Genomic DNA, 17,649 nt, shown 5'->3' with positions numbered 1-17,649 from the left:
TAAAAGCGTGAAAAAAGTCGACGTGCTACGCATTGATTTAGGCCATCCAGATCCTTGCTAGAATGCCCATTGGCGTTGTGACGCCCGTGGTGATTGAGCTCACCTCTCCATCTTTTAACACATAGATGGTCGGGGTCACGCTGATGCTCCATTCTTGCATGATGGCGCTTTTCGGATCGTTAATGTTATCGAACTGGTAGTCTTTAGATTGCATGAACTTTTGCACCCGTTCTTGCGGGCCAGACGCGCCAGATACCGCAACCACCTCATAGTAATCACTCAACCAACTCACGCTTGGGCTAACAAACTTACACGCTGGACACCACGTTGCCCAAAAGTACACCACAACGGGTTCTTCATGGCTTTTGGCTATCACATCGACAAGTTCACCATCGGCCATGATCGCACTCAGAGGCGGTGCTTGCTCTTTAAGGATGTCTTTGGTGCGATACCAATCCATGGCGACCGAAATCACGGTCACCATAAGGACGAGTTGTAGCGCTTGACTGAGCCAGTATTTGAGCGACTTGCGCTTTTTTACTGTGTTCACTTAATCGCGCCTCCACTTGCTTGTTCGATTGCTTTCACCACTACATCGTCAGTCAGAATTACTGGCAGAGGAATCCCCTCTGGCGCAGCAGGACCATATACGATGTTAAATGGCACACCAAAGCGACCGTGCGCACGTAAGAAATCGGTCACTGAGCCATTCGGATGTGTCCAATCGCCTTTCAGTGTCGCCACGTTCGGGCTTTGCAACAGTGAGTAAACCGGATCTTGCCAGATCACGCCGATCTTGTTGGCTTTACAAGTCACACACCAATCTGCGGTCACATCGACGAACACCACACGGCCATTCTTCACGTGGTCGGCAATCGCTTCGTTTGACAGTTTTTCCCAAGCCAAATCTTCTGGCAATGGCGTCGCCCAATGATTTGCAGTCACACTGCCTAGTACCAAACCACCAGCAATCAGAATCAACGAAACCGTGCCAGAAATCGCCAACGCTTTATTGCCATAAATACGCTTAACACGCGCCATAATGACGATGAACGCAACTAGGCCAATCAGAATGACCCAAAATACCGGCAAGTGATTCGCCATCAATGACAACAACCACGCACTGGTTGCCAACATCATGATGCCGAATACAATTTTCACGACATTCATCCATTGGCCTGGCTTTGGTAGCTTGAGTGCAATCCCCGGGAAGATAGCCACTAAGATCCAAGGCAGTGCCATGCCCAGAGCTAACGCAGTGAAGATAGCAAACAGAGTCACCACGTCTGCACCCAGTGCAAACGCCACCGCAGTGCCTAGGAAAGGTGCAGAACAAGGCGTTGCTAGTAGAGTCGCGAACATACCTTGAACGTAATGCCCAAGCAGTGAATTATCCCCTTTTGAAGCTAGCCAAGTGTTCGTTCCCGAAGACAAGCGAATTTCAAACAAGCCAAGCATGTTGGCACCAAACAATCCGGTCACCAACAGCATTAGACCTAAGAACCAAGGGCTTTGGAATTGAACGCCCCAGCCGATGGCATTACCAGTGAGCTTCAACACTAAGATAAAGCCAGCCAGTAGCCAGAACGACGTTAGAATACCTAGCGAAGAAGCCACGAACTGAGTGCGAATTTGACGACGTTCAACACCTTGTGCCGCTACGATGCTGCTTAACTTCATGCCGAGAACTGGCAATACACAAGGCATGATGTTCAGAATCAAACCACCCAGTAACGCGAACAAGAAAATGTTCACCAGTGATGTACTTGGTAAGGCTTCAGTAATCACGCCCGCTTTGGCTTGCGCGGTTTCTTGCGCCAGTAAGTTGTTGTCTTTGATTGAGACATAAACCGATTGGTTATCCAGCTCTACGTCACCCAACCAAGTATTCACTAGGTAGTTGGCGGTAAGCGTGTTGCCCTCTTGATGCAGCCCTTCTAATTTGAAGCTGTAATCGCTGGTTGCTTCGTCGACGCCATCAACCAACACTTCTGGTTTTTGCCAACCTTGTGAGTTAGTCAGTTTGATTTGCAGCTTAGATTGGTTTGCATCCCAGTTCGATTCTGTCACTTCAACAAATGGTGAAGCTTGAGGCACACTGCTTACCGCTTGCGCGTAAGTGAACATCACACCTTCATCGACTTGTAGATCGGAAGGTAGGAAAGACAGTTGAATGTGGTAATCCGTCAGGACACAAATCGTTGTACATGAAGACAGCGTCAGCGTCGCATCAATCGTCACTGGCTTGTTCATGTCTTCGACGTGCAACGTCATTGGAAAGACAGTGTCACCTTTGTAGCCTAGCGTCTCGATGCCAAGCAGTTCGTATTTCTGCGGGTACGGCCATTGCCAATCCACTTTGGTCAGGTTTTGTGATTTTTCCCAATCAATGGAAGGTGCAACACCGCCCTCACCTGGCGAACGCCAATAGGTTTTCCAGTCACCGGTCAGTTTGACATCAAGGTAACCTGTGATGGTGTTGGTATTCGGGTCTTGCTGTCCGGTTAAGACAAAGCGTGTCTGCACAGGTGGGTGCTGAGGATTGGTCAGCCAACCTGTGTCCGTCGTTTGTGCTTGGGCAAACAGTGAGAATAAGCTCAGTGCCAACGTCATGATCAGCATCAACGCGGCTTGAGTCGTTTTTTTCATGTGGTTCATAGTTATTCCTAGTTAAAACAAGTGTAGAAAAAGACTGACGATTCGAAACTCGTCAGAAATCACTTGTCATTCACGGAATACACACAGGGTGAGATGGACTCGATACTTTCGGGCTATCGGTTCGGTCCATTGCCTTTTGCTGGCGAACGCACAACAGCGCCACACGACAAGTGCGAGAATGCCAACAAACAAAACAACGACCAAGGTTTCCAGTTGTTGCTGAGCAAATTGAATCAGCTTTTCAGACAACTCACATTTGCCAGATTTGTGTCCGCTCTCTGCTTTTACGATTTTGACTTCATCACCGACGACCGCAGAAGTAGAGCTTGCGTCATATTGCATGCCACAACTGAACATCAAGCCAGAATTTTTCATCAGACACACCACGATCACCCAGCCAATTAACGCTAGGAGCCATTTGCCCTGTTGTCGTGACGCAGCAGATTGTGAGGTGGATGAATGCATTCTAACTTCGATAAATGTGGAAACGCCGGAAATCATACGCAAGTTAGCATAAACCTCAAGTGGTATGATTTTTTGCGTCGCTCTCATTGGTAACTAATTATGATAGTCTTATGACTACCGTTTCCGTAAATAATTCAACATGCTCAATAAAGTTAATCTTGCTGATATTCGCTCGTTCGTTTTGATCGCTCAACTGGGTAACTTCACTAAAGCGGCAGAAGCCCTTTCGGTGTCGCGTTCTCATGTGTCTCGCCAAATCAGTGGACTCGAAGCGCAAATGGGCGTGACCTTGCTGACCCGCACAACAAGGACACTACGCCTGACTCATGCCGGAGAGCGTTTCTATCAAGAATGTGAGAAGGCATTGCACGATATCGACCAAGCGTTGATCGCCGCGGTCGACGACACTCAAGAAGTGCGCGGTTTGATTCGCGTAAACTGCGTGGGTGGTTATATCGGTGAGGACATCATTGCCAAATACGTCAATGAGTTCATGTTGGAATACCCGAACATTACGGTCGATCTCGACTTCTCTTCACCGCGGATTGATTTGATTGAAGATCAGTTCGACGTTGCTATTCGCATGGGCGAGTTGGAGGACGCAGGCTTTGTCGCACGTAAGCTGATGATGATTGACATGGTGACGCTAGCAAGCCCGAGATACTTGAAAACTTACGGCGAGCCGGTCACCCCAAAAGAGTTGGCGAAACATCGCACACTAACCGGCTCAGTCACTCGCTGGAGTTACCGTAACGTTGCCAATCCAAAAGAGCACAGTGACGTAATTGTGAAAGGCAATCTGCGCTGTAAGAATGGCCGCGCACTTGTGATGGGCGCACTACACGGTAACGGAATTATTCGTGTGCCATTGAGTTACTGTGACGAGGAAGTCGAGCAAGGCCAACTGGTTAAAGTGATGCCGGAATGGGAGATCCCGTCTGTGCCGCTGTCCGCTATTTTCCATCGTGATCGCTACCAACCTAAACGTCTTCGTACCTTCATCGATTTCGTCAAAACCAAATTTGAACAAGACTTTGATGTTTAAGTTTGGCGCATAAAAAAGTGCGTAAGAACCGAAGCGCTTACGCACATTTTTCAAACTTGATGAAGGTTAAGATAGCTTCTCTAAGTAGCCCTCAATATCGACATCATCGATAAGCTCATCTGGCAGATAGCGCTTGGCGTAACTTAGGTAAGTACCACTGGTTAACAACAGCTTAAATACGTCTTTATCAATGTGTCCACCGAGTGCCATTTTCGACATAATGCTGATTGCCTCACTCAATGATTTGGCTTTCTTATAAGGTCGATCAGCTGCGGTTAACGCTTCAAATATGTCAGCAACTGCCAGAATGCGCTCAGGGATTGATAGTTCATCTCCCATCAAACCTCTCGGGTAACCAAAACCTTCCATCGCTTCGTGGTGCGTAGTAGCGTAACGAGGAACGCGCTCAAGTTCGGGTGGGAACGGTATGCTTTCGAGCATCTTGATTCCGCTGATCATGTGCTCATTAATCTTAAAGCGCTCTTCTGCTGACAACGTACCGCGCTGCACGGCCAAGTTATACAGCTCGCCATGGTTGTAGAGCTTCTCAGGCACCGTCATATTGATGCCAAATTCAGGGTCTATCTCAAATGCCTGCTCACGCTCAATCACATGCTCAGGACGATCAGAAAGCAGCTTCTCTGTTGCTGGCGTTGGTTGTGGTTGATAACGCGTTTCTTCTAATGGCGATAAACCAAGTCCACAATCGAAGTAACGCGTCCACTCTTTCTCAGCCAACTTGTGTAGACGTTCGATGTCTTGATCCGACATAAACTCCGCCCCAACGTTCGCATTGGCGACAAATTCGAACTCTTCTTTCAGCGCCGCAAATTCTTGTTCCAATGCTTTCTCAGGTTGCTCATCGACACCCATAGTTTTTAGCTTTTTGAGTAGATATTGAATCTGCGCATCTCGCCACAGCACTTCGAATCGCATGCGAACTTCGTGAATGCGGTTGTAGTTGGTTTCTAGCTTACTGCCTTTATCAACCACATACTCAGGCGTCGCGATCTTGCCACAATCATGAAGCCAAGCAGCGATGCGGAACTCGCGACGCTCTTCATCGCTTTCGAAAGCGAACGACTCAAACGCCCCTTGATCTGACTTCTCGGCTTCTTCCGCCAGCATCAAAGCAATCTCCGGCACACGGTTACAGTGTCCTGCCGTGTACGGAGACTTTTCATCGATCGCGCGTGCAATAAGCTGAATGACAGATTCAAAGAACTCATTTTGCCTTTGCTCAAACTGCTTAAGCGAGTTGCTGCCTCGCATCACTGAAAGACCAAGTTGGTGAATCTCTTCAATGCGTGAGTGAACACGCTGCACTTTGTCGTATTCGCGGTCACGCACAAATCTGACTTGTTTTCTCAAGGCATTAATGGGCTCGGAGATCGGTTTCGCCATCGTCCATGCCACAGGAATCAGTAGCGCAAGCACAAACAGGGAAGCGCCAACCGCGTACAAAGTCACCTCATTAACCCCTGACATCACATAAGCTTCTGGTATCACTACGGCAAAATAACGTTCTTCTTTGTGGGTCAGTTTAGCCACGTAAACATACTTATCGATGCCATTCACTCGAACAAGGCGTACCGAATTGATGAATGTTGGATCTTGCGTGAACGCCACCAGCTCTTCATAAGGCATAAAGGTATAGGTGGATTGCGCTGCCCCGCCCTCAAACCATTTATGGCGAAGCTCTTTGCGTTGTTCTGGCGTAATCGACTTAATCGCATGGTTAATGATCTCGACATACGCCTCTTGCCCTTTATTCATCAAATAGTAAAAAGCAGTCGGTAAATGAGCATCAGTGATTTGGCTAATCGTAAGATGCTGACGAAACTTCTCTCTCACCTTATTCATTAAGATTTGTTCAAGATCGAGCACAGCGACGACGTCATCGTTCAGCACCCCATCAATCGCATCATGAAGCGAGCTGTATGAGATGATGGTCATCTCTGGGTAGGCTTCTCTGAGATCATCTTGGATACTCCAACCTTTCAACAAGCCAATTTTGTCCTGTTTCACTTGATCTATCGTTGTGATGTGGTGGTTCTCCTCCTTGGTTAAGAAGGCAAATTTCCCGTTGTACATTGGGGTGCCAACAACACTGAAGTTGGAAAGATCATCTTTATCGGCGATAGATTGAAGAATATCGATATTGCCTTTTCGAAAGTCTGCGACGAGCTCATTCCAGGTTCTTCCGTTCACAAACTTAAACTTTAATCCGGTCATTTCCGAAATCATCTTAAACAGATCAATCGAGAAGCCATTTGGCCGACCGCCAACGGTGTAATCAACCGGAGCCCAGTTATTTTGGTTCGACACTTTCAACTCTGGCGTTTGTGCTACCAGCGCTCGCTGCTCATCCGTTAAGTTCACTGGAGAAACCAAGGGCAAGCGCTCTTCGATGTCGATCATCTTGTTGGTTGCAATCAACCGACCGTTCGCTTGGTAGATAAACGCTTCCGCTTCTGAGGCTTGCTTATTTTCGATAAAACGGCTGGTGAGTTGAGCCTCAAGCGAGGAGAGAAGAATGTCCACCCCAACTACGGTATCGGATTCTGGCACCTTGATAGAGAAGGTTTCTCCCGAGACTTTTAGCGTGTTAAACAGATACGGAGAGGTGTTATAAGTGTCATCGTAATCGGCATTTTCAAACCAGCTGCGCTGAGTCGGGATGAAGTTACTGAACTCATCAGAAGCATGGCGTGATACAAAGTTTGCATCGTAGTAAATACTCACCTTACGACGATCTCACTTCACGCCACTGTGAACAATCAACAACCATTTATCGCCGGGTTGCGCTTCCACTCGGGAACGTATTTCGTCTGAAGAAAGGTTGATCAGCTGGAAGAAATCGTTATTCGCTTTTGCAACAAAAATGCTGTGAATACTGGGCTCACGAACCAGTAACTTAGATAACGGGATGATGATGCTCTCTTCGGGTGTATCTACCCCGATGAGCGACACCAGTTGCGCGCCACTTCGTGTCACGGTCTCAGCTAAGTGTTGTAAATTCGATAGATGACTCGATCCCCCTGTCGCGATGGCTTGATATCGAGTGAGGGTGTGTTGCAACTCAGCTTTTCTTGCAAACTGGTATTGCAAAGTTATCGCCACACCTGCTGTCACTAGGGTACAGAAGACAAACATCAACCCTAGCACTGTCCTTAACGAAATGCGTTTACGTTTTTTCATCGTTTTACCTTGGAGTAATCCAAGCGCCTTAATCCTTTAACCAACTGAAATTATTGTCTAAAAAATGGATTTCAGCCAATCAAGATATTTTATCGAAGCAAACAAAAACGCCTCCATTTGGAGGCGCTTTATCTTAGTGACTAAATTGAGTTGGGGTACTTAAGTGAAAACGCAACGATTATGCTTGTGCTGGTACGCTTTCAACTTGAGTTTGTTGCTCAGCTTCTTCTTTGTTGAAGCCTTCGTGCAGATGGTAGTAACGTTGGTAAATCACGCCACTGATGGTCATCATGATTGCAGGTAGACCAATCATCATAAATTCTAAGCCCATAATGGTGCTTGCTGATTGCTCTACGTTTGGTACGTAACCCACAACAGACAGACCAACACCCACGATGAAGCCACCTGCTGCGCCTGCGAATTTCACAAGCATGGTTTGTACTGAGAAGATAACGCTTTCGCTACGACGACCTGTTTTGTGCTCGCCGTAGTCCACCACATCAGCCAGCATTACAGTTTGCAGCGCGTTCGCGATACCCACACCAAATTTAATTGCCGCACCCGCCATACCAATCATTAGCGCATTTGCTGGAGCGATGAAGCCCATCAATAGAAGAAGTACACAAGACAGAATTGGGAAGCCACAAGCGATAGGCCATAGAAGCTTACGTGGTAGTAGAGAAGCGATACGAGGGAACAAGAACACGCCCGCCACTTCTGCTGCACCTGCAACCGCCATGTAAACTGGGAATAGTTCTGCGTTGCCCAGTGCGTAAGAGAAGTAGTAAATAGCGAAGCCACCAACCAATAGGTTCGCAATTTGGAAAGACAGAACCGTGCCGATTAGCGCTTTAAGCTGGTCGTTTTTACCGATGATAGTTAAAACGTCTTTGAAGCTGAATTTCTCTGCTGGTTTTGCGTTAGCTGGTGCTGCTTTCTCTTTTACGTTACGAGCAATCAAGAATGCACTCATTACAAACAGAACCGCAATCAGCATCGCAACATTGAAGAAACCGTCGCCTTGGTTGCCGTTACCTAGCTCGCCCACAATGTGCAGACCGTAAGTACCGGTAATGAACCATGCAAGACTCGCGAATAGACGTGGCCATACCACCAACTTTTCACGTTCTTGGCGAGAGCTTGATAGCGCCGGAATCATTGACCAGTAAGGGATATCCATAATGGTGTACGTTAGACCCCAAAGGATGTATGCCGCTGCTGCGTAGATGTAAAGCGTAGTACCTTCAAACATGTGAGTACTGAAAAGGCCAACCAGTACTACTGCGTTTAATAACGTACCAATCACAATCCAAGGGCGGAATTTACCGAATTTTGAGCGCGTGTTGTCCACGATCACACCCATCATTGGGTCAGTAATCGCATCAATAATACGAGCGGCTAAGAAGATGGTACCAACGAAAGCAGCAGACAAGCCTGCTACGTCAGTGAAGTAGAACATTAAGAAGATGTAGATAGGTGCACAGGCAAAGTCTTTACCGAGTGCGCCAAGACCGTAGGACAGCTTGGTTTGTAGCGTAATTTTATCAGACATAATAGTTCCTTAGTGTCGTACTGCTATTCATTCCCCTAACTAGAATTCATAACGTCGACGTCTTTTATTTATATTTCGATGCTAATGCTACTCACACGCTGAATGCCTTACTGTGATCAAAAACCGCTTTATGGAAACGTTTACAGACAAGTTTTCAAAATGAGACATCGAACAATATTTAGACCTATTAATGCGAGGAGATCGTGTTATTTACGCCATTTTATCAACACTTTACGCTCATTAAGCATGAGAACGATTTCAAAACGGCCATTTAAAACCAACGCAAAAAGCCGTACAAACCTGATGTCTGTACGGCGATCGAAAACCAATGAGAAACGATGAAATCGTCTAAATAGCTATGATTCTAAATAGGCAAGGTTCTAAATAGATATGGCTTAGTGAATACGTTCGAACTTCACCAACATGGCACTTTCAGCGTCAAGGATTGGCATAGTCAGGCCAACCTCTTCACACCATGCGCCAGATAACTCACAACCCGATTCAGTCCAAGGCGGTTGGTAATTCACGATATCATCGTAGTTAGACGGCTTATCCAATACCGTCACTCGATATGTAGCTTGTGGATCCAAACCCGGTACGCGCAAATGCCCACTTAAAGAGTTCGTTGGCATCGCGAGCTGAGCGATCATCACCACCGCTTCCGATTGATCGTTTGAAACAACCGCATGAATTTGATGCGCTTTATCGTCCGTTGGGATTCGCCAAGTTCTTCCACTGTGTAGCAATGGGCGCAGCATCTTGTGCAGCTTGATGTAGCGTTCAAAACCTTCTTTTTCTGCTTGTTCTTCTTTCACTGGGTCAAGCTCAATCCCCATATGACCGAACAGCGCAGTAAGCCCACGGAACTCGATACTGTGACGACGGCGCGTACTATGACAGTGGCTAGCGCCAATATGGCTTCCCATCACTTCTGGCGGGAAGAAGTAGCTCATACCGCGTTGAATGGTTTGACGCTCAAGCGCGTCGTTATTGTCTGAAGCCCAGAATCGGTGCGTACGTTTCAGAACCTCAAAATCAATACGACCACCACCTGCCGCGCAAGATTCAATCTCCACTTTCGGGTGCTTTTCACGAACTTTATCAACTAACTGGTAGTAACGTTGGGTTTGATTGTGCGCCGCAGCCTGACCTAAGTGCGCTGGCTGAACGACTTCACGGTTCATATCCCACTTGATGTAAGCGATATTGTAAATCGAGAGGAAATGATCCAATCGCTCAAACAGGAAGTTAAACGCATCATCGTTTTGTAAGTTGATCACGTATTGGTTGCGACCGGTTGGCTGGTCGTAACCGTTTACAGCCAATAACCAATCAGGATGCGTACGGAACAATTCGGAATCTTTGTTGATCATCTCCGGCTCAAACCACAAACCAAATTCCATGCCCAATTTGTTTACGTGTTCCACAATCGGGTGCAAGCCATTTGGGTACTTAGCTTCACACAGGAACCAATCCCCTAGCCCTGCTTTGTCACCGTTGCGCCCTTTGAACCAGCCATCATCAATGATAAAGCGTTCAACCCCCATCTCTGCCGACTGAGTTGCCATCGACATGATGTATTCAGGATCATGGTCGAAGTAGATGCCTTCCCACGTATTGAGGTGGATCGGGCGAGGTTTGTCCGTGAAGTCACTCGGCAAAATCGTTTCACGTACATGAGAGTGGAAGTGATGGCTCATACCATTCAAACCACAATTACTGTGGCTCGCGTACAGCCAAGGCGTTGTAATGCTCTCACCTTCTTTTAGCGCCACTTCACCAGGCAGGTAAATGACTTCAGCTTGCATGTAACGACGGCCATCGGCTTTCACATCTACACGTAATCTGTGGTTGCCACTCCATGCGAAATGGAAGCCCCATACGTCGCCATTCATTTCATCAAAGTGAGTCGTACCGGCAACAAGCGCAGGATAATGCTCATGGGAAGTACGTCCACGACGGTTTTCTTGTTGGTAGCCGCCTTGCAGCAATGGCTGGCGCACCGTTTGGAACTCATGAACCCAGCGCCCGTAATAAGTCATCAACTCATTCGCACGAGCTGGTAAAGGCAACGTATTGGCAAGACGGTTCACTTGATAAACGCCTGCTTTTTTATTGGTGAGCGTATGACGCGTTTTCACCACATCGTTGCTATCAAGCTTAAGCTCGGTTTGTAAACGAAGACCTGCGATCGCATCTTCGCTCTCAATCACGATACTGTCTTGCTGTTGTTCAATATGGGAGATGACAAACACTGGAGCCCAATCTTGACCATCGCGATGCCCTTCCACACCTGGGCTACTGAAAACGCCACGACCAAGCTCTGGGTGTAGAGTCATGGATACGTCGCTGTCCAAACGACCGTATGGCACGGGACGATGTAAAGCCATGCGGAAACCACTAAGGTCACCACTCACTTTTTGTCCCCAATGCAGAATCTCTGCATATTCGCCCAACTCTACAATCAATTGAGTTTGCTGACCGGTTAGCTCAATCAGTGTTTTGTCCGTCATCTTGTCTTACCTTGAAACTGGAAATTACGCTGCATCATAATGAAAAAAACAAAAGAATCTGTGAGCCACACCAAAACAATGGAAACGTTTACAGTTAATTTTTCAAACTTGTGCCATCACCCGCTACGCCTTATTCCTTCTTATATTACGCTACGATCAGCTCCAAAAATCTCAGATTCTTTGGTGACCGAGTTCTTTAAAGCACTGCACGTAAACTCGAATACCAAACTGATTTATAAAGAATTTTTCGTTATTTAATTCATTACCTTACAACAACAAAATCATAAATAAGGTTACAGACCGCTCAGTTGAACTCCTCACCTCTTGAAGTGGTTAACCGACAACCGTATTCTTGAGGCTTCGAGATTCTTTATGAAGTGTCTCCCTTGGGTCCTAACTCAAAATCCCAGTTTGACGATACCGCAAATGCTCGTGTGCAGTGCGCCCGCGAACCACTTGTTGTATATGCTTCCTTGTCTCACATGCCCAGTTGATTTCAATTGGGCTCTCTTTCCTCTTCTTCCTAACAACTCCCTCACCTTAGATAAAAACCAATTTAAATCAGCGACTTAGATAAAATAAACTTCCACCATCCAACTCAAACACCGTCCAACCAAAGTAAACGATTCCAACTTGCACGGTCAGAAATTAATCTGAAATCGCGCTTAAAACCTCAATTTAAGAGATCGCAATCACACAAAATAGTAATAAACCCCTCATTACGACAAAAATGCCAACCTCATCATGAAAACGTTTCCAGAGTTTATTTACACTGCGCAGCGAGTTAGGACTCAAACCAATAAAAAATAAATCCATAAAAAATAGAATGGAGACACTTCATGAAACAAAAGACGCTTGTAAGAGCGCTTGGGTTAACCCTCGCCCTAGCACCGCTTGCTGGTATGGCTGCAGTGGAGAACATCACTTACTTCGGCTACGCCAAGTGGGGCAACATTTACACCGATAACGATGAACACAATGGTGGCAAAGGCGAACGCAACGATGTGATTCGTGCTGGTCAAGGTTACGGTAACTACCGTTTGGGTAACGAACTGAACTGGTGGGAAGCGGGCCTCAAAGCCGACGTTTGGCAACAAGGCGACGCGTACTTTGATACCACTCTTTACCTTGGTAGTGGCGAAAGCTGGGGTGACGTTAGCTTGATCCAAATGTGGTCAGCAGGTCATGGTCTGTTTGAAGGCCAAGCAGATGCGACTGTTTGGGCGGGCGAACGTTTTTACCGCCGTCATGAAGTGCACATGATCGACATTAAATACTGGGACACATCAAGCACAGGTATCGGTATTGAAAACTGGGATCTTGGCTTTGCTAAAGGCCACATCGCATGGATGGCGCCAAACTCTAGCGCAGATGGCCGCAGCTTACACAACATCGACGCACGTTTGAGCGGCATTGAACTGAGCGACAGCGCAGATCTTACGGTCGGTTTGAACTACGTGTTCACGCAAAACTCTAGTTATGACGAAAGTGACATCACCACTTCTGGCGCCATGCTTTCTGCACTTTACCGTCAAGCTTGGAACTATGGTTCAAACACATTCGCTTTCCAATACGGTACAGATGCCCTTGCGGGCGGTTTGATGAGTGCTGAAGGCGGCTCAAACCGTAAATACAACACAGGCGTTGAACACGATGGTTACAGCTGGCGTATTTTCAACTCTGGCGATCTTAACGTGAATGAAGATTTCCAAGTGATGTATTCCATCGCTTACCAAGACAAAAACCTGGATAACAACGAAGGTGAGAAATGGTTCAGCGTAGGCGCTCGTCCTCAATACAGTTGGACAGAATACATGGCAACCGCACTTGAAGTTGGCTACGAATCAGTAGAAGCACAAAACGGCGCTGGCACCAACGACATGTACAAAGTAACGGTGGCGCAAATGTTCCAAGCAGGCAAAGGCGTTTGGGCTCGTCCATCACTGCGCTTGTTCGCGACCTACTCAGAGAAAACCGATGAGTGGAACCGTGGCGGCGAAGTCTACGGCCATGCTCGCAGCACTGGTGGACAAAACGTCGACGAAATCACCTTCGGCTTTAACGTCGAAACATGGTGGTAATCCAAACCCGCTACTATTTATGAACCCAACGGGGTGAGTAATACGCTCACCCCACAAAGGACAACGCAGATGAAACTAAAACCGCTAGCAACTCTATTCATGGCTCTGTCTCTTGGCGCGTGCAGTGGATTACCAGAGCAAACCTTCAATACCGATTTGAGCCAACCACAATGTTGCTCAACGTTAGATGCTTTGCCTCTGACCGCCCTATCGATTCCTTTCCACCAGCAGGTGGTTATGGATGCAAATCTGCCGAGCTTGAGCAGTGCGGTTTTACTTTCCTCAGATTCTGCTTCATCCAAACCGCTCCCGGTGATGAGCTACCAAATCACTTCTGACGCGCCATTCTCGCTACTTGTTCGCTCTTATGTTGATAACAATGCGCTATTTGCTGCGAACGTTCTTATTTATGACGCGAAATGGCAGCTTCTATCCGATTACTCAGCAAAAGGCTTTAGCTACCACACAACGGGCATGCGCGGCTTAGAACGTGTTGAACAAGTGATCACGGTGAACCCACAACTTAATGGCGCGAAATACGTGGTCATCGCTTCAGATTCGACACTGCTTGGCACCGAACTGACTCGCAAGCACCCAGAAGAAGTTTACGCAGAAACACAAAACGTTATTGGCAGTAAACAGCTTCCGCTCACTGCTCAGTTCCAACCTTTTGGCGTTATTGATGTTACGGCGAGTGCCTCTGACAACAACGCGGTATTAACGCTTTTGGCGGAATTGGGCACACAAACCAACGACACCGCAAAAGCAGAGTTAACTGCTGCCGCATCTCCTGAGGCACAAGATGAATGGACGTTGTACCAATCTCAAATCGATGCAGCGCTCAAAGACAACGACGTAAAACAAGCTGCGGCGATTGCCAACCAAGCAGCTGAGCAAGGCTTTATCCAAGCAAAAGATTATCTCGTGAAGCAATTAGCGAAATAACGCTTCACAACAAGAACAAAAACACTCTCGCTACGGGCTCAAACTCCGTAGCGAAACAAGATTAGAAACAAAAAGTTAAGTAGGAAAACCATGAAGGCATTTTCAGAAATTCTCCAAAGACGCGACTGGGAAAACCCGCAATCAGTGAACATTCACTGTCTTAAGGCTCACAGCCCTCTTTCCAGTTTCCGCGATATTGACCATGCCCGCGACGGTATTCAAGCCCAGCGTCAATCGCTGAACGGACAATGGAAATTCAAACTGTTTGATACGCCAGAGCAAGTTGACGGCGAGTTCATCGAGTCACAATTCAATGACAAAGACTGGGATGAGATTACTGTCCCTTCAAACTGGCAAATGCAAGGTTACGACAAGCCTATCTACGCCAACGTGAAATACCCATTCGAAGTAAACCCGCCGTTTGTACCAAGTGATAACCCAACGGGTTGCTACCGCACTACCGTGTCACTTTCAGCAGAAGATTTAGCCAATACGCAGCGCATTATCTTTGATGGCGTGAACTCGGCTTTCCACCTTTGGTGTAACGGCACTTGGGTTGGCTACAGTCAAGATAGCCGCCTGCCTTCTGAATTCGATCTAACGCCTTACCTTGTTGCGGGTGACAACAGCCTTGCCGTCATGGTGATTCGTTGGAGTGATGGCAGCTACCTAGAAGACCAAGATATGTGGTGGCTAAGTGGTATCTTCCGCGACGTGACTTTGCTGTCTAAACCACAATACTGTATTGAAGATGTGTTCATCACACCGGATTTAGACGCGTGTTACCGCGATGGTTCACTGTCGGTTGTGACTTCGATTTCTGCGCCGGACACCTACCAAGTTCAAGTGCAGCTGTTTGATGGCGAACAAGCCGTGACAGAGCCTCGCGTCGACCGTCCGCACAACCGTCGCATTGACGAACGTGGCACGTGGGATGACGTAGTATTCCAAACATTGCACGTACGCGAGCCAAAGAAATGGACGGCGGAAACACCGAACCTTTACCGCCTAGTTGTTTCACTGTTGGATGAAAACGGCACGCACTTAGAAAGCGAAGCGTACCCTGTTGGCTTCCGTAAAGTCGAAATCACCGATGGCCAATTGAAGCTAAACGGCAAGCCTTTGCTTATCCGCGGCGTGAACCGTCACGAACATCACCCAGAGGTTGGTCATGTGATGACGGAAGAAGACATGATCCGCGACATCTGCTTGATGAAACGATACAACTTCAACGCGGTACGCACAGCGCACTACCCGAACCACCCTCGTTGGTACGAATTGTGTGACCAATACGGCTTGTACGTGTGCGATGAGGCGAACATCGAAACTCATGGCATGCAGCCAATGAACCGCCTATCGAGCGATCCTCAATGGGCGCACGCCTACATGAGCCGCTACACCCAAATGGTGATGCGCGATAAGAACCACTCTTCGATCATCATCTGGTCTTTAGGTAACGAATCCGGTCACGGCAGCAACCACAATGCGATGTACGCTTGGTCTAAAAACTACGATCCTTCTCGCCCAGTGCAATACGAAGGCGGCGGTTCAAACACCACGGCAACCGACATCATTGCGCCAATGTACGCGCGTGTGAACACAGTCATTGAAGACGAAGCTGTGCCTAAATGGGCAATCAAGAAATGGGTATCACTACCAAACGAAACTCGTCCTTTGATCTTGTGTGAATACGCACACGCGATGGGCAACAGTCTGGGTAGCTTTAATGACTACTGGGATGCGTTCCGCGATTACCCTCGCCTACAAGGCGGCTTTATTTGGGATTGGGTCGATCAAGGCTTGAGCCAATGGGACGAAAACGGTCAACATTTCTGGGCTTACGGCGGCGACTTTGGTGATGAAATCAATGACCGTCAGTTCTGCATCAATGGTTTGATCTTCCCAGATCGCACGGTTCATCCAACGTTGGAAGAAGCAAAATACTGCCAACGCATGATCACCGTATCACTGCAAGAACAAACCAAAGAAGCTTGCACACTATTGGTAACTAACGAGAACTTGTTCCGCGCGACCGATAATGAGCAATTGAACTGGTCTCTGTTGGAAGATGGCAAAGTTATCCAAACAGGTTCGCTCACGCTTAATGTTGAAGCCGACAGCCAAGCAAGTATTGAGATTGCCCTTAACTTCACGCCAAAAGCGGAAGCGCAATACCACTTAAATACCGACATTACTCTGATTGCTGCAACACCTTGGGCAGACGCAGAACACGTCGTCGCTTCTGAGCAAATGGTGCTACGCAATACAGCTGGCCTTGTTCTACCAACATTGGAAACGCAACCAGCACCAATGCTAACGCAGCAAGACAACGCCGTTTTGGTGTCTAGCTTGGATGAAAAACATCAATGGCGTTGGGATAGCCAAACTGGCTTGATGACCGATTGGCGTGTCGATGGTGAAGCACAAATGCTCGCGGCACCACAAGATAACTTCTTCCGTGCACCACTGGATAACGACATCGGTGTGAGCGAAATCGACAACGTCGATCCAAACGCTTGGATGTGTCGTTGGGATATGGCGGGTATCGGCCAGTGGGAGCGCCAATGCGTCGCTTGCCACAGTGAAATTCTTGCGCATGCGGTGAAAGTGACTTCGACGTTCGCTTACCACTTTAATGGTGAAGTACAAGCGATCACGACATGGACGCACACACTGAGCAATAACGGTGAGATGGCATTATCTGTCGACGTGAAATTGGCTGATGATTTACCACCAATGCCACGCATCGGTTTGGAATTTAAACTGCCGTTGAATGAGCAAAACGCGCCGATCACATGGCAAGGCTTAGGTCCATTTGAAAACTACCCTGACCGTTTGGCAGCGGCGCGCTTCGGCCAGCACACACAAACACTTGAGCAAATGCACACGCCATACATTTTCCCAACCGATAGCGGTCTGCGTTGTGGTACGCAATGGTTGAAGGTGAATGAGTTAGAAATCACGGGTGACTTCCAGTTCAGTGTGAGTCAGTACGCTCAGCAACACTTAGCAGCAGCGAAACACACCAATGATTTGGTCGCAGAAGAGAAGATTTACGTGCGCCTAGACCATAAACACATGGGCGTGGGCGGTGATGACTCTTGGAGCCCAAGTGTGCACAAGGAATTCCAGTTAACGGACAATCAATACGCTTACAAAGTGACGTTTAAACCCGCTCAGTAATCGATT

Annotated in this window: 11 protein-coding genes; 4 read left to right on the top strand and 7 right to left on the bottom strand. The window is 47.6% G+C overall.

Annotation, left to right across the window (positions count from 1 at the left end; genetic code table 11):
* Window positions 1-37: 37 nt before the first annotated feature.
* From KJB05_RS06370 to KJB05_RS06360, 3 genes are all read right to left on the bottom strand, one after another.
* Entirely contained in the window at window positions 38-550 is a 513-nt protein-coding gene (locus tag KJB05_RS06370; protein ID WP_208444370.1) for a protein disulfide oxidoreductase, read from the bottom strand.
* Entirely contained in the window at window positions 547-2,658 is a 2,112-nt protein-coding gene (locus tag KJB05_RS06365) for a protein-disulfide reductase DsbD domain-containing protein (protein ID WP_208444369.1), read from the bottom strand. The genes KJB05_RS06370 and KJB05_RS06365 overlap by 4 nt, the downstream gene beginning before the upstream one ends.
* A gap of 66 nt (window positions 2,659-2,724) precedes the next feature.
* Window positions 2,725-3,123, bottom strand: a complete 399-nt coding sequence (locus KJB05_RS06360) for a hypothetical protein (protein ID WP_244142890.1) — start codon at window positions 3,121-3,123, stop codon at window positions 2,725-2,727.
* 139 nt (window positions 3,124-3,262) lie between these two features.
* On the opposite strand from KJB05_RS06360, the gene KJB05_RS06355 reads away from it, so the two are divergent.
* Window positions 3,263-4,168 (top strand): LysR family transcriptional regulator, encoded by a 906-nt coding sequence (locus tag KJB05_RS06355; RefSeq protein WP_005438909.1) that lies wholly within the window; start codon window positions 3,263-3,265, stop codon window positions 4,166-4,168.
* A gap of 66 nt (window positions 4,169-4,234) precedes the next feature.
* Here KJB05_RS06355 and KJB05_RS06350 read toward each other — a convergent pair whose 3' ends face one another.
* The 4 genes from KJB05_RS06350 to KJB05_RS06340 form a co-directional block, all read right to left on the bottom strand.
* Window positions 4,235-6,913, bottom strand: coding sequence for an HD domain-containing phosphohydrolase (locus KJB05_RS06350; RefSeq protein WP_244142889.1), 2,679 nt, complete (start codon window positions 6,911-6,913; stop codon window positions 4,235-4,237).
* Between the two features lie 12 nt (window positions 6,914-6,925).
* Window positions 6,926-7,369: a hypothetical protein gene (locus KJB05_RS28525; RefSeq protein WP_244142888.1), complete on the bottom strand. Its 444-nt coding sequence runs from the start codon at window positions 7,367-7,369 to the stop codon at window positions 6,926-6,928.
* 178 nt (window positions 7,370-7,547) lie between these two features.
* Window positions 7,548-8,921 (bottom strand): melibiose:sodium transporter MelB, encoded by a 1,374-nt coding sequence (gene melB / locus KJB05_RS06345; protein WP_005438913.1) that lies wholly within the window; start codon window positions 8,919-8,921, stop codon window positions 7,548-7,550.
* Between the two features lie 395 nt (window positions 8,922-9,316).
* Window positions 9,317-11,434, bottom strand: a complete 2,118-nt coding sequence (locus KJB05_RS06340; RefSeq protein ID WP_208444367.1) for an alpha-galactosidase — start codon at window positions 11,432-11,434, stop codon at window positions 9,317-9,319.
* A gap of 839 nt (window positions 11,435-12,273) precedes the next feature.
* Between KJB05_RS06340 and KJB05_RS06335 the strand changes: the two genes are divergently transcribed.
* From KJB05_RS06335 to KJB05_RS06325, 3 genes are all read left to right on the top strand, one after another.
* A complete protein-coding gene (locus KJB05_RS06335; protein WP_005438917.1) occupies window positions 12,274-13,515 on the top strand; it encodes a carbohydrate porin in 1,242 nt (413 codons plus the stop codon).
* 69 nt (window positions 13,516-13,584) lie between these two features.
* Window positions 13,585-14,460: a MalM family protein gene (locus KJB05_RS06330; protein ID WP_208444366.1), complete on the top strand. Its 876-nt coding sequence runs from the start codon at window positions 13,585-13,587 to the stop codon at window positions 14,458-14,460.
* Window positions 14,461-14,550: 90 nt separating this feature from the next.
* On the top strand, window positions 14,551-17,643 hold the full coding sequence (locus KJB05_RS06325; RefSeq protein WP_208444365.1) for a beta-galactosidase: 3,093 nt from the start codon (window positions 14,551-14,553) through the stop codon (window positions 17,641-17,643).
* Window positions 17,644-17,649 lie beyond the last annotated feature (6 nt).

Source organism: Vibrio sp. B1ASS3 (assembly GCF_905175355.1).
GTDB classification, from domain to species: domain Bacteria; phylum Pseudomonadota; class Gammaproteobacteria; order Enterobacterales; family Vibrionaceae; genus Vibrio; species Vibrio owensii.
The sequence above is the reverse complement of the archived record's forward strand: the minus strand, read 5'-3'. Positions and strand labels throughout refer to the sequence as shown.

Coding starts and splice junctions, on each gene's coding strand:
- KJB05_RS06360 (WP_244142890.1), bottom strand. CDS start 3,123: ATGCATTCATCCACCTCACAATCTGCTGCGTCACGACAACAGGGCAAA.
- KJB05_RS06355 (WP_005438909.1), top strand. CDS start 3,263: ATGCTCAATAAAGTTAATCTTGCTGATATTCGCTCGTTCGTTTTGATC.
- KJB05_RS28525 (WP_244142888.1), bottom strand. CDS start 7,369: ATGAAAAAACGTAAACGCATTTCGTTAAGGACAGTGCTAGGGTTGATG.
- KJB05_RS06365 (WP_208444369.1), bottom strand. CDS start 2,658: ATGAACCACATGAAAAAAACGACTCAAGCCGCGTTGATGCTGATCATG.
- KJB05_RS06335 (WP_005438917.1), top strand. CDS start 12,274: ATGAAACAAAAGACGCTTGTAAGAGCGCTTGGGTTAACCCTCGCCCTA.
- melB (WP_005438913.1), bottom strand. CDS start 8,921: ATGTCTGATAAAATTACGCTACAAACCAAGCTGTCCTACGGTCTTGGC.
- KJB05_RS06340 (WP_208444367.1), bottom strand. CDS start 11,434: ATGACGGACAAAACACTGATTGAGCTAACCGGTCAGCAAACTCAATTG.
- KJB05_RS06325 (WP_208444365.1), top strand. CDS start 14,551: ATGAAGGCATTTTCAGAAATTCTCCAAAGACGCGACTGGGAAAACCCG.
- KJB05_RS06330 (WP_208444366.1), top strand. CDS start 13,585: ATGAAACTAAAACCGCTAGCAACTCTATTCATGGCTCTGTCTCTTGGC.